The organism is Brachybacterium halotolerans (assembly GCF_016623465.1).
Taxonomy (GTDB): Bacteria; Actinomycetota; Actinomycetes; order Actinomycetales; family Dermabacteraceae; genus Brachybacterium; species Brachybacterium halotolerans.
In genome coordinates, this window is record NZ_JAEDAJ010000002.1 from 344,866 (window position 1) to 357,203 (window position 12,338).

The following is a 12,338-nucleotide window of genomic DNA, read 5'->3' on the forward strand; positions in this document are numbered from 1 at the left end:
GCGCTCCCCATCAGGCCACCGGGACCTGCGCGAGCACGTCCTCGAGCACGTCGTCGGCCGTGGCGCCGCGCGAGAGGGCGCCGGGGCTGAGATGCAGGCGGTGGCGCCACACGGGGCTGATCACGGCGCGCAGGTCGCCGGGCTCGACGAAGCCGCGGGCGCCCATCGCCGCGTGCGCCTTCGCGGCGCGCAGCAGGTGCACGCCGGCGCGCGGCGAGGCGCCGAGCACGCTGCGTGGATGCTCGCGGGTCGCTGCCGCCAGGCGCACCGCGTACTCGACGAGCGCGGGCGCGGCGTGGACCCGGCGGATCGCGCGCACGTACGCGGCGATCGTCGCGGGATCGGTGCGGGCGCGCACGGAGTCCACGAGCTCGCGGTCGCCGTCGGGCACGGGCCCGGCCTGGGCGGAGAGCATGCGCGCCTCGGCCGAGGCCACCGGGTAGCCCATGGTCATCTGGGCGAGGAAGCGGTCGCGCTGCGCCTCGGGCAGCCGATAGGTGCCCTCCATCTCGACGGGGTTCGCGGTCGCGACCACCATGAAGGGCTCGGGCAGGGCGTAGGTCTGGCCGTCGACGCTGACCTGCCGCTCCTCCATCGCCTCGAGCAGCGCGGACTGGGTCTTCGGGGAGGCGCGGTTGATCTCGTCGGCGAGCAGCACCTGCGTGAACACGGCGCCCGGGCGGAACTCGAAGCGGCCCGCGGCCTGGTCGAAGATGCTCGCGCCGGTGACGTCGCCGGGGAGCAGGTCGGGCGTGAACTGGATGCGGTGGCGGTCGGCGCCGAGCGCCGCGGCCAGGGACTTCGCGAGCATGGTCTTGCCGGTGCCGGGGACGTCCTCGACGAGGACGTGGCCGCCGGTGAGCAACACCATCACGGCGAGCGACGCGGCGTCGGCCTTCCCCTCGACGACCGTCGAGATCTCGTCGACGACGTCGCGCGCGGTGCCGGCGATCTCCTCGAGCGTGGCCGGGGAGAGCGGGGCGTCGGAGGCACCCGCCGCGTCGGACCCGGCCGTGCTGCCGGTCCCGTCGGACGCGCCGTTCGCCCGACGGCGGCCCGTGGGGCCGGTGCCGTCGGGTGCGGGGGTGTCCGCGGTCCTCATCGGGCTCTGTGTCATCTGCTCTCCTCGTTCGCGGACGTCGGACGCTCCGCGCGACGTCGCGTCCCGACCGGGGTCGGGGCCCGCGGGGCGGGCACGAAGCGCACAGTCGACCACTGCGGGCCGTCCCACGCACCCATCCGTGCGCCGATGCACAGGCATGCATGGACCCGGACCACATGTTTGCCAGACCTTGGCCCGGTCCGACGCGCACGGATGCTGTCCTGTTCATAGATTCTACGGAGCGGCCCGCGGGCCGACCAGGGTTCCCGGGCGGTGCACACGCACCGCGCAGTCGCGCCACAGGCGCGGCACAGCCGGAATCGGCGGCCACGAGCCGCCGCCGGCGGACCCGCCCGGCACGGACCGGGACGCAGCGGCCAGGAGCCGCACAGCCATCAGCAGTCGAGCAGCACAGGGCCAGGACCGCCCGCGAGGAGGACGACCACGTGCCCCAGGGACGACGCCGCATCGGCGCCGTGGGCGCCGCGGTGCTGCTCCCCTGCCTGCTCCTGGCCGCCCAGGCCCAGGCCGCGCAGCTCCCCGCGGTGTGCAGCGCGCTCACCGTGGTGGCGGACGCGGAGGACGTCGCCCCCGGCGACAGCGTCCAGGTGCAGGCCTGCGGCTTCTCCGACTCCACGACCTCTGTCGACGTGAACATCGTGGGCGACCGCACGACCACCACGGGCCCCGTCGCCGTCGAGCCCGACGGCACGGTCCGCACGCGCGTCGCGCTCCCCGACTCCGGCGACGTGCGCATCACCCTCGAGGGCCGCGACAGCAGCGAGTCCGGCTCGGTGCGCGTGCACGTCGGCGGGGACGACACGTCGGGGACCGATGGCAGCGGGTCCGACGGGTCCGGGAGCGGGGCCGACGGAGGCTCCGACGACGCGGGCAGCGGCTCGGGGTCGTCGGACGGCGGAGGCAGCGCCGGCAACGGCAACGGCAACGGCAACGGCAACGGCGAGGACGATGGCTCGGACTCGGGCAGCGGCTCCGGCGACGACGGTTCCTCGGGCTCCGGGTCCTCCGGCGCGGACGACGCCGACGACGACTCCGGCACGGGCTCGGGGGCCTCGAGCGGCGGGGGCTCCTCGGCCGGCGAGGACTCGGGTGACGCGGACTCGGGCGGCGCCGATGCTGGCGGCGCGGGCGACGCCGACGGGTCCGACGACTCCTCGTCCGGCGGCTCCGGCACGTCGAACGACTCCGGCAGCACGAGCGGCTCCGATGGCACGGGCGGCGACGGCGCCGGCGACGCCTCCGACGACTCTGCCTCGCAGGATGCGGGCTCGCGTCGGGGCTCGTCCTCCGGTGCGGGCTCCTCGAGCGACGAGAGCGGGGACGACGCAGGCTCCGCTGGCCCCGACAGCGCGGACGCGGCCGAGGACGGATCCGGCGCCGACCGGTCCGATGGCTCCTCGAGCGCCTCGGGCCGCGACGACTCGTCCGGCGCGGGAGCCGCAGGGTCTGACGCGGACGACGGCGAGCGCGCCGAGGGCTCCGGATCAGGAACTTCGAGCGGCACGGCGTCGGACGACTCCTCGCGCGGCACGGCCGATGATGCGCAGGCCGATGGAGAGCACGGCGATGACGCCGGGTCTGCGAGCGACGAGGGCGGCGGCTCGAACGGGGATCGGAGCGTCGACGGCGACGACCGTTCGGCCGAGGGGCACCCCGTCTCCTCCTCCGGTGGACGCGACGCAGACGCGGAGGACGCGGGGGCGCGCGCGGCGTCCGCACGCGAGGGCTCAGGGATCGGCCCGGTCCTCGCCGTCAGCGGTGCGGGGACCGTGCTGCTGGGCGCCGTGGGCGTCGCCGTCGTGATGCTGCGGCGCCGGAGCGCCGCGGTCGGCGGCCACGGCCGCCGCGCCCGCCGCTGACCCGGCGCGTCGGCCCTGGGCCCGTCGACCCGTCGGCCGGGCGTGACTCAGGGCCCCCGGCACGCCCACCTGCGCGCCGAGAGCCCCTGCTCTCCCTCGATCCCCTCGCGGGTCCCTGTCCCCCTCGCTCCCCCGGTGTCCGGGGCTCCCCCGGTTCCGGGTGGATCCCGTGTCCACGGGACTCCCCCGAGCGCCCGGTGCTCCCCCGAGCACCGGGCACTCCCCCCGGAAGTGGCCGGGTCCAATCCGACGCGCACACCCGCGCATCCGCATGGACCCGTGCCTGCCGTCGCCGCTCGCACCCCCTGCGAGCGGCGACGGACTCCTGTGTGTCCGCTCTTCTCCAGCTGACCGCAGCTCAGGCGGACTGCACGCGCACCAGCACATCGAGCTCACCGTGGCCGGCGTCCTCGAGCACCTCGGCGACCGTGGACTGGAGGTCCTCGACGACCTGCCGCAGCGGCTCCTGGGTGCGCAGACCCACCTCGACGACCACCCGGGCCTGCGCCTCCTCGAGGTGCAGGCCGTAGCGGGCGACGGCGTCGGGCCGGCGCCGCAGCCGGGCGTCGAGCGCCCGCAGCGTGCTCGTCACGCCGGGCTCGAGACCGCCGACGCCCGGCACGGCGAGCACGGCCTGCACGAGGTCGTCGGTGAGAACTCCGGTGCTGCTCCTGCTCGCGCGCTCTCCGGCTCGGCCGGTCGCGGCGGCCGCGGCGGGGGCACCGTCGCTGGTGCGGGTGCTCTCACTGATGCGGGTGCTGTCACTGGTCATGGAGGTCCTCGATGTGCACGTCGATGCGGTCGGGGTCGATGCCGAGGTCGCGGTGCAGCGCGGCCGCGGCGGCGCCGCGGACGTCCTCGGCCAGGCGCACGAGGTCGCGCGCGCCGGGGCTGCCCAGCTGGACGGAGATCCGCAGCGTCACCGCACGCGGCATCCCCCTCTCGCCGGACCAGCCGCCGTGCGAGGCGGCGCCCTCCTCCGCGTACTCGACCCGGGCGCGCAGGCTGCGCGCGTCCGGCACCGTGTCCACGGCCCGCCGCAGCACCGTGTGCAGGGTCAGCTCCGAGACCGACATCGGGCCGCGCCGCGTGGGCGGGACCGAGATCTGTGCTCCCCTGCGCACCTCGGCGCGCACGGACCGCTTGAGCGCGGCGAGCGCACCGGAGGACACGGACACGCTGGGGTCGCCGGACTTCTCCAGCGCCGCCCATTCCTGGTGGGCCGAGCGGATCAGGCTGTCGTACGCGGCCGACTGCTCCGCGGTCTCGACGGGCAGCTCGTGCTCGACGGGCAGCTCGTGCTCGATCGGCGCGCCCTGTGCGTTCTCCTCCGGCTCATGAGGCGTCTGCATGCTCACCTCCACTCCTCCATCCTCGCGATGATGTGCGCGCGGGCACGGGCCAGACGGCCGCGCACGGTGGACTCCGGCAGGTCCAGGGCGGAGGCGATCTCCGCATAGCCCAGGCCGTCGATCTCGCGCAGCACCCAGCACTCCCGCTGGCTCGCCTCGAGCCCGTCGAGCAGCTGGCGCAGCGTGCGCATCTGGGCGTCGACCACGACCGCGTCGAACGGGTCGCCGTGGCCGCCCGCGTTCGCGCCGCCGCTGCCGGAGCCGACGGCGCCCACGCTCCCGCCCACGCCCGGCTGCTCGGGGAAGTCCTCGGGGGCGAGCGGGTCCGTGCCGCGCCGCGCGCTGCGGCGCACCACGTCCGTCGACCGCCGGGCGCAGATCTGCAGCAGCCAGGACCGGAACGCGTCCGGATCCTGCAGCAGGTGCAGGCGCCGCCACGCGGTCAGCAGGGTCTCCTGGACCACGTCCTCGGCGTCGGCGCGGTTGCGCAGCGTCGCCGATGCCAGGCGCAGCAGCGCGGACTGGTGCCGGTCGATGAGCACCTCGAAGGCGTCGACGTCGCCGTCCTGGGCGCGCAGCACGAGGGTGCGCTCATCCATGCGCCGCTCCTGGGAGGCCTCGCTCACCCGCCGCTCCTTCATCCTTCGTGGTTCGGCGCCACCGCTGTCGCTGGACCGCGACCACGGGACGCCTCTGCATTCCACCAGGAGGACGTCGTCGCGGCTGGAATCCTCACGCCCGGATCCGGTGACACGCGTCACGCAGGATGACGGATGTGGGGCGGCTCGTGTCGGCTGTCAGGGCGACGGGGCGGAGTCAACGGTTCCGCCGTCGAACGGCAGGTGGGGAGCTATCGCCGGGAACACCCACTGGAAGAGCGCGCCGACGAGGACCACCGCGAGGGCGACGACGAGCACGACGCGAACCCACAACGGCCCGGGCAGGTGTCGGAACAACCAGGAGTACATCGGCAGAACCTCTCGCTTTCGAATCACCATGGACGCCTCGGAAGGCCGGTACTCACGCGCCGCCATCCGCAGGAGCCGCAGACGTCCCGACGAGCTCCTTCGGGATGCCGTCCTCGCGCTTGGTCCAGGAGGTCAGTTCGGCGTGGACGATGTATCGCTCGCGGTCCGAATACATCGGATGGCACGCGGTGAGGGTGAGGAGGCGTCGCGAGGGCTCCGCGCTCGGATCATCGGGATCAGGGGCGATCACGCCGACGTCGCTCGGCTCGACGACCTCGGAGGCCGTCACCTCATAGATGTAGAAGGTCTTCTCCGTCTCGACGACGAGCACCGAGCCCTTCCTCAGCGACGCGATGTCGTAGAACGGCCGACCATACGTGTTCCGGTGCCCGGCCACGGAGAAGTTGCCCACCTCCCCCGGCAGAGCGGTCTGGGGGTAGTGGCCTGCGCCCTTCACATTGAGGACGCGTTCACGGTCGACGCCTTCGGCCAGAGGGATGCGTTCTCGAGGGAAGTCCGGGACCCACAGAGTTCCCCACACCACGCCGTCCTCCGGCGTATCGATGACAGGAGGATCGCCGGCCTGGGGCGGCGCGATGCTCTGGGTGTCCAGGGCCCCCCACCCCTGGTCGAGCTCGCCGAGGATCTGGTCCTGGCCGCGCTGGGAGATGACGTCGGTCCACCACAGCTGCCAGACCAGGAAGAGCGCAACCAGCGCCGCGAGGGTGAGCATCACCTCCCCGAGGAGCCCCACGGCCTTCGCGCCCCGGGAGCGGGCGCGGCTCATGCCAGCCCCTCGTCGTCGCCCTCGCCGCTGGGCGGGACGAAGTAGTCCGCATCCGTGCACGCATGCGCGAACTGGTCGAGCGGCCCCTGCAGACCGTCCGACTGCAGGTCGCCGTTCAGGGCGTCCCGCAGAGGGCCGCGCACGTCCTCGAGGGAGTCCCGCACGGCTCCCGGTTCCGCGGCGTCGATCTCCTCAGTCAGCAGCTGGTCGGCCGCGCGCACGTCGTCCATCCTATCGGCCGGCACAGTCCGCGGTCCCCGGCCGACGAGCTTGAAGAGGTTGGAGGTCAGCACGTTCGCGTTGGCGAAGACGGTGAGCGTCGACGGCGTGTCCACGATGTCCGCGCATACGAGCGCCGACGGCTTCGCGCCGGCCCGGCCGTCTCCCGCCGCCCAGGTCGCGGCCGCCGAATGCGGGGCGCATGACGCCGCGAGGCCGCGCCAGGACGAGACGAATGCGTCCATGTCGGCATCCTGCCCGCGCTGGGGCTGTTCCCGCATCCATGCAGCGAGCTCGCCCGCGGCGTCGCGGGCCCCCGAGTCGGCATGAGCGAAGCCTGCGTCGATGTCATCCCCCGTCATCGAGTAGAAAGCGGGGTCGTCCGGGCCGTTGGCTGCCGCTGTCGCGGCGCGGTCGAGCACGTCACGGGACAGCGGCGCGGCGTAGGTGGGGTCGCCCCAGAACGTCGCGCAGGCGTCGACTGAAGCCGCCTCAGCACTCGGAGAGGCCGACGAGGTGGCTTCGGTTCCTTCGCCCGTGCTCGCGGACTCGTTCGGCGGTCCGGACGGCTGTGCACATCCCGGAGCGAGAAGGACCAGGAGCAACGGCGCGAGCAGGAGTGCGCCGCGCGCTGGACGGCGGGCAGGGCGGCGGGTCTCCGCCTTCATGCCCGGACTCCGGGCTCCGCCGGGGCCGTATCAGGCTCGGCCTCCTCCACCTCGTCGTCCCCGCCCTTCGCAGTGGCTCGGGAGCTGCGCTTCCGGAAGCGTGCGGCGAGGGAATCCGTGATCCTGTTGCCCAGGAGTGTCCCCTTCAGCCAGGAGACGATGGCGATCCACGTCGCGCCCGAGACGAGGACGGCATCGGCCGAAGCCATGATCCCGGAGAAGAACGGGAGGCCCATCAGCACTCCGATGCTCAGGTGCATCCCGAGCAGCGCGATGAGGACTGCGCGGCGCGTGATCGTGTTGAACAGGAGGAAGGGGAATGCGATCTGCGCAAGCACAGTCACGTAGGTCGCGATGAACACGGGCAGGGCGAAGTAGGTCAGCAGATCCGCCAGCCCGGGGAAGACCCCGTAGGCGACGGACTGCAGCGGGTAGTACACGGCCGTGCCGTTCTGCCAGAGGTCGCCCTGGACCTTGTAGAGGCCCGCCTCGAGGTAGACCGTGCAGATCTGCGCCACGACCAGGCACAGCCCGATGTTGTGCAGCACGGATCCCGTCTGCGTCTCCGCGCTGCGCTTCGCAGCTCGCCGCCGGGCGTCCAGGGACCAGCGGCGGGACACGTCGACCAGGATCAGATAGACGAGCATGATCCGGATGAAGTAGTTGCCGCCGTCGGAGATCGGCGTGTTCTGCCCGTTCAGAGTCGTGTAGGCGATGAACAGCAGGGGCGTCACGATGCGTGTGCGCCAGCCGAGAAGGAAGGCGACGACCAACGCGGTGGTGATCGCGTACCAGAGCCAGAAGAGCCCCGGCCCCGCGTGCTGGAGGATGTCGAAGGGGAAGCGGTAGCCCAGGATCTCCCGATAGGGCTGCATGTATGCGGAGCCCGGCCCCCAGATCCGGGAGGCGATGGGCAGGTTGATGAGCAGCCACCCCAGGAGGAAGATCCCGGAGGCGATCCGCATGACCGCGAACCCGTAGTCACCATGACGGTCCTCGATGAACCACGTCGTCACGCGGCGTGCCAGGCGAGCCGGGAGGTGGCGTTGACGCCGGAGCCAGGTGCGGACGGGTGCGGAGTCAGCGCTCAGGACCATGCTGCGCTCACCTGCTCGTCGAACTCCGTGGCGGGTCGCCAACCGATATTCGTCCAGGACTGCGAGCGCGTCGGGTTCTTCTCGTGCCGCTTGTCGAAGGCCGGCACGGATTCCCGCATCATCCGCACCTCGACGAGAGTGACGGAGTCCCCGTACTGCTGTCGCATGTACAGCGTGCCCAGCCCCACGGCGGTGTCTTCGAGTCGCTGGTAGGAGCGCAGGGTGCTGAGCTGAGCGGGCGAGTACTTCTCGGACGCCTTGGACGAATTCAGGTCGACGCCGAAGACGGGATCACCATCGATGTGATTGCCTTCCGCCATGTCGCGCTGCTCGTCGTTGAGCTTCGCGGCGGCGGACCAGAAGCGCCCGTGGATGACCTTCGAGATGCGGGTCTCCCTGTCGGCGAAGACGTTGTACTTCACGGCTTCCTGCTCTTCCGCGGTCACCTGCCGCCACGGCGTGAACTCGGCGCCGGCGTCGGTCCCGCCTGCGCAGACGTCACGATCGCTGACGCAGGCACGGACCAGCATGTACTCGTCCTGGGAGTACGGGCCGGGGGCGAAGAGGCTCCACCCCTGGTCCAGAGGCCCGAGGAAGTAGCGGTTCAGACCGGGCTGAAGCGACTCCTTCACGGGAGTCGCGGGGCCCGTGAAGGCGAGGGTCGCCCCGATGTGTGCGGTCGCGAGGGCACCGACCAGTACGAGGACCGCCGCGGGAAATCTGCGGATGCGGGGCGTTGCCATGCAGGGTGTCCGTTCTGCGAGCTTGTGGCAGTGAGATGGAGGACGGACTGATGGCCGCCTGGGCGACACGGGGGTGTCGCCCAGGCGGCCATCAGCGATGGGTGGGATTCACTCAGCGAGCGGCACGTCGAGAGATCACGACGCTCGCAGCACCCCCGATCAGGAGCAGCGCAGCGATGCCGACCATCGCGGCGGTGCCGGCGGCGCCGGTGTTGGCAAGTGACCCGGTGGGGTAGCTCGACGTCCCGGAGCTGCCTGAGCCGCTGGTCCCGGAGCCGGTGCCACCGGCGTTGCCCGAGGCGTTCGCACTCGAGTTGTCGCCGCTGCCGCTGCTTCCATCGGCAGCGGTCACCGTGAGATCGGCACTGGCGGTCTCACCGGAGTCCGCCGTGGCGACGACCGAGTACTCACCCGGGTCCGAACCTTCCGGAACGGTGACCACGGCAGTGAAGCTGCCGTCGTCATCGGTCGTCACGGTGACAGGATCGCCGACCGCATTGCCATCGGGATCGGTGAGCTGGACGGTGACATCGGTGTTGGGCGGGAAGCCATCGCCGGTCACGGTCGTGGAATCGCCGTCCTCGACCGTGCCGGGATCGACGTCGACCGTCGGATCCTCGGCGTTGTCGCTGCCGTTGTCCGAACCATTATCCGCAGCGTTGTCGCTGCCGTTGTCAGCAGCGTTGTCGGCGTTGCCATCCGCGGTGTTGTCGGCAGTGTTGTCACTGTCGTCATCAGTCGCGTTGTCACCACCGTTGTCGGCCGCGTTGTCACCGTCATCATCCGCGGCGTTGTCATCACCGTTGTCGCCGCCGTTGTCGGCAGTGTTATCGGCGGTGTTCACCTCGGTGTTGTCGGCCGTGTTGTCAGCGGTGTTGTCGGCCGTGTTGTCGGCAGTGTTGTCACTGTCGTCATCAGTCGCGTTGTCACCGTCATCATCCGCGGCGTTGTCATCACCGTTGTCACTGCTGTTGTCACTGCCGTTGTCGGCCGTGTTATCAGCGGTGTTCACCTCGGTGTTGTCAGCCGTGTTGTCAGCGGTGTTGTCGGCCGTGTTGTCGGCAGTGTTGTCACTGTCGTCATCAGTCGCGTTGTCATCACCGTTGTCCGCAGCGTTGTCACCGTCATCATCCGCGGCGTTGTCATCACCGTTGTCGCCGCCGTTGTCGGCAGTGTTATCGGCGGTGTTCACCTCGGTGTTGTCAGCCGTGTTGTCAGCGGTGTTGTCGGCCGTGTTGTCGGCAGTGTTGTCACTGTCGTCATCAGTCGCGTTGTCATCACCGTTGTCCGCAGCGTTGTCACCGTCATCATCCGCGGCGTTGTCATCACCGGGCTCGTCTGCGTTGGTGACCTCGAGGTCCGTCCGAGCCTCCTCGCCTGAGGAAGCGGTGCCGACGACCCCGTAGTTGGAGCCTGCCTCCGTGCCCTCCGGCACCGTCAGCTCCGTGGAGAAGTTGCCGTCGTCGTCCGTGGTGACGGAGACCGGTTCGCCCACAGGGTCACCGTTCTCATCGACCAGCTGAACCGTGACATCGGTGTTCGGCGGGTAGCCCGAACCGGTCACCGTGGTGGTCTCGCCATCCGCGACGGTCCCGGGATCGACGGTGACGGCCGGTGTCGCAGCCTCTTCGCTCACGCGAACGCTGGACGAGGCGAGATCGATGTTCACCGCATCGGCGTTCGGCAGCAGCTCCAGGCTGAGCGCGTTGACCGTGAACGATCCGTCACCGAGGTAGCCAGGCTCCGGCTGCTCGTTGATGGTGATGGAGACGACCTGAGCCAGGACACCGGAGAGCACCGGGTCAAGGGCCTCCAGGACCGGATCGACGACTGCGTCCAGGCCGTCGGCCAGCTCGTCGGTCGTCGTCGTGAGAAGCGGCCCGACGACCGCCTGCAAAGGATCAATGAGTGCGGACTGCACGACCGGCTTGAGGGGAGTCAGCAGCGCTCCGATGCTGACACCACCGGGCAGGCTGCCATCGATATCGATCTCAGGATCACCCTCGGCCGTGCCAGCGAGCTGACCCAGCGTCCCATCGACAGTGATGTCGACATTGCTGCTCAGGAGAGCGACCGTCACCTTGGCAGGGAGTTCGACGTGCACCTCGGTGGCGTTCAGCACCTCGGTCACACCCTCGGTGACCTTGGTGGGGAGGGTCGCGAGCGCTTCGTCGACCGCACCGGTGATCTTCGAGATCGTGTCGGCGGTCAACAGCTCGGTGTTGGGGCCCAGGCCGTTCAGCGTGTCGCCCTCGACGAGGTTCTCGAGGTTGACCGTGATGGTGCCGTCGTTGAGGTCGATGAGGACGATGCCGTTGGCATCGGTCAGCGGCTCGTCCAGCACCGTGGTGCTGAGCTCGTCCAGGGCAGTGTCGAGCCCGTCGATGCCGACCGTTCCACCACCGGCTTCGACCGAGGCGACACCGAGGTTGACGTCGATGTCCACGGCATCCGCGACCTGTCCCAGGGCGCCGTCGGTGCCCAGGGTGTCGTCGATCGTGCTGCCGACTCCGGTGATCGTGGAGTCGACGTCGCTGGCGACGCCGCCCACCAGAGGCGAGTGGAAGCGCAGCTGACCGTCGGCCACGGTGTAGCTGGAAGTGACGTCCTCGCCGTTCGCGGACGCGGTCGATCCGAGCGCGCCGAGCTCGAGGCTCAGCTCGTCGACGATCTCGTCGGTCAGACCGGAGACGCCGGCCTGATCGAGCAGGTCGGTGAGATTGACCCTCGCACTGCCGTACTCGCCCACACCGCCCGGGTCGGGGGTGATGGCTCCGTCCTCGCCGAGCACCCCGGCGCTGGCCGTCGAGGTCGTGGCGTCCGGGGATGAGGCGTAGCTCGAGAAGGCGCCGGCCTCGCCGAGGTACAGCAGCCCGCCGCCATCGGTGTCACTGACCAGGGGGAGGGAGATCGAGCCCAGGTCGACGTTCAGGGCGCCGAGCGCCTCAACATCCAGCGGGTTGGCGTTCGGGCCCGGGTCGCTGAGGTTCCCGCTCGCACTGGAACCTGCGTCCAGCAGGTCCTGGCCCAGCACCTGGCTCGCGATCACCTGCCCCAGCGCTTCGGACTGATCGGTATCCGCCGCGGAGGCGGAGGGGACGGACAAGAGGGTCAATCCGGCCGCCGCCACGGATGCCACCAGCGTTCGCGCCAACTTCGGCCTGGTGCTCCGCGGGGACGGCGGTGGTGTCTGCAGACGTTCCACGTTCGCTCCTGACATGAGGGTGCCCCCGGGGAAGCGTGGGGGATGTCACGGTGTGACCCTAAGCAGACTTACAGAGTCTGTTCAGCTCCGACAGGGGAATCTCGCCAGGAAAGCGCTTTGTTGCGCGATTGTTACCGTCCGGTATCCGACACCGACCCCCAGACCCGAGTCGCTTACCAGCACATTCACCCATACCGGACATCCGGCGCCGATGAGGTCGCGGCCTCCGATGCGCTCGTCGCTCGGCTCATCGGAGCCCTGCACACCACGACGGTGGCGGCCCGCGTTCGCGCCGCTCGATGGACGTCAAGAGTTCA

The 12,338-nt window shown here is 70.7% G+C and carries 11 protein-coding genes; 1 reads left to right on the forward strand and 10 read right to left on the reverse strand.

Annotation, left to right across the window (positions count from 1 at the left end):
- Nucleotides 1-10: 10 nt before the first annotated feature.
- The gene (locus I8D64_RS05685) at nucleotides 11-1,117 is read right to left on the reverse strand and encodes an AAA family ATPase (protein ID WP_246482758.1); all 1,107 of its coding nucleotides are present in this window, start codon (nucleotides 1,115-1,117) and stop codon (nucleotides 11-13) included.
- 431 nt (nucleotides 1,118-1,548) lie between these two features.
- On the opposite strand from I8D64_RS05685, the gene I8D64_RS05690 reads away from it, so the two are divergent.
- Nucleotides 1,549-2,982, forward strand: a complete 1,434-nt coding sequence (locus I8D64_RS05690) for a hypothetical protein (RefSeq protein WP_200501536.1) — start codon at nucleotides 1,549-1,551, stop codon at nucleotides 2,980-2,982.
- Nucleotides 2,983-3,340: 358 nt separating this feature from the next.
- On the opposite strand, the gene I8D64_RS05695 is transcribed toward I8D64_RS05690, so the two are convergent.
- From I8D64_RS05695 to I8D64_RS05735, 9 genes are all read right to left on the reverse strand, one after another.
- On the reverse strand, nucleotides 3,341-3,754 hold the full coding sequence (locus tag I8D64_RS05695; protein WP_200501537.1) for a hypothetical protein: 414 nt from the start codon (nucleotides 3,752-3,754) through the stop codon (nucleotides 3,341-3,343).
- Entirely contained in the window at nucleotides 3,744-4,334 is a 591-nt protein-coding gene (locus I8D64_RS05700; RefSeq protein ID WP_200501538.1) for a hypothetical protein, read from the reverse strand. The genes I8D64_RS05695 and I8D64_RS05700 overlap by 11 nt, the downstream gene beginning before the upstream one ends.
- A gap of 2 nt (nucleotides 4,335-4,336) precedes the next feature.
- Complete coding sequence (locus I8D64_RS05705) at nucleotides 4,337-4,960, reverse strand: RNA polymerase sigma factor (RefSeq protein ID WP_343068448.1); 624 nt, start codon at nucleotides 4,958-4,960, stop codon at nucleotides 4,337-4,339.
- 171 nt (nucleotides 4,961-5,131) lie between these two features.
- Nucleotides 5,132-5,302, reverse strand: a complete 171-nt coding sequence (locus I8D64_RS05710; protein WP_200501539.1) for a hypothetical protein — start codon at nucleotides 5,300-5,302, stop codon at nucleotides 5,132-5,134.
- A gap of 52 nt (nucleotides 5,303-5,354) precedes the next feature.
- The gene (locus I8D64_RS05715) at nucleotides 5,355-6,089 is read right to left on the reverse strand and encodes a class E sortase (RefSeq protein ID WP_200501540.1); all 735 of its coding nucleotides are present in this window, start codon (nucleotides 6,087-6,089) and stop codon (nucleotides 5,355-5,357) included.
- On the reverse strand, nucleotides 6,086-6,553 hold the full coding sequence (locus I8D64_RS05720; protein WP_200501541.1) for a hypothetical protein: 468 nt from the start codon (nucleotides 6,551-6,553) through the stop codon (nucleotides 6,086-6,088). The genes I8D64_RS05715 and I8D64_RS05720 overlap by 4 nt, the downstream gene beginning before the upstream one ends.
- A 419-nt stretch (nucleotides 6,554-6,972) precedes the next feature.
- Nucleotides 6,973-7,992, reverse strand: a complete 1,020-nt coding sequence (locus tag I8D64_RS05725) for an HTTM domain-containing protein (RefSeq protein WP_200501542.1) — start codon at nucleotides 7,990-7,992, stop codon at nucleotides 6,973-6,975.
- A gap of 71 nt (nucleotides 7,993-8,063) precedes the next feature.
- The gene (locus I8D64_RS05730; RefSeq protein WP_200501543.1) at nucleotides 8,064-8,816 is read right to left on the reverse strand and encodes a DUF5819 family protein; all 753 of its coding nucleotides are present in this window, start codon (nucleotides 8,814-8,816) and stop codon (nucleotides 8,064-8,066) included.
- Between the two features lie 112 nt (nucleotides 8,817-8,928).
- On the reverse strand, nucleotides 8,929-12,021 hold the full coding sequence (locus I8D64_RS05735) for a choice-of-anchor G family protein (protein WP_200501544.1): 3,093 nt from the start codon (nucleotides 12,019-12,021) through the stop codon (nucleotides 8,929-8,931).
- Nucleotides 12,022-12,338: the final 317 nt, after the last annotated feature.

Excerpts from the sequence above, each read along its gene's own strand:
- I8D64_RS05730 (WP_200501543.1), bottom strand. The coding sequence starts at position 8,816 with ATGGCAACGCCCCGCATCCGCAGATTTCCCGCGGCGGTCCTCGTACTG.
- I8D64_RS05700 (WP_200501538.1), bottom strand. The coding sequence starts at position 4,334 with ATGCAGACGCCTCATGAGCCGGAGGAGAACGCACAGGGCGCGCCGATC.
- I8D64_RS05720 (WP_200501541.1), bottom strand. The coding sequence starts at position 6,553 with ATGGACGCATTCGTCTCGTCCTGGCGCGGCCTCGCGGCGTCATGCGCC.
- I8D64_RS05715 (WP_200501540.1), bottom strand. The coding sequence starts at position 6,089 with ATGAGCCGCGCCCGCTCCCGGGGCGCGAAGGCCGTGGGGCTCCTCGGG.
- I8D64_RS05685 (WP_246482758.1), bottom strand. The coding sequence starts at position 1,117 with ATGACACAGAGCCCGATGAGGACCGCGGACACCCCCGCACCCGACGGC.
- I8D64_RS05695 (WP_200501537.1), bottom strand. The coding sequence starts at position 3,754 with ATGACCAGTGACAGCACCCGCATCAGTGAGAGCACCCGCACCAGCGAC.
- I8D64_RS05710 (WP_200501539.1), bottom strand. The coding sequence starts at position 5,302 with ATGTACTCCTGGTTGTTCCGACACCTGCCCGGGCCGTTGTGGGTTCGC.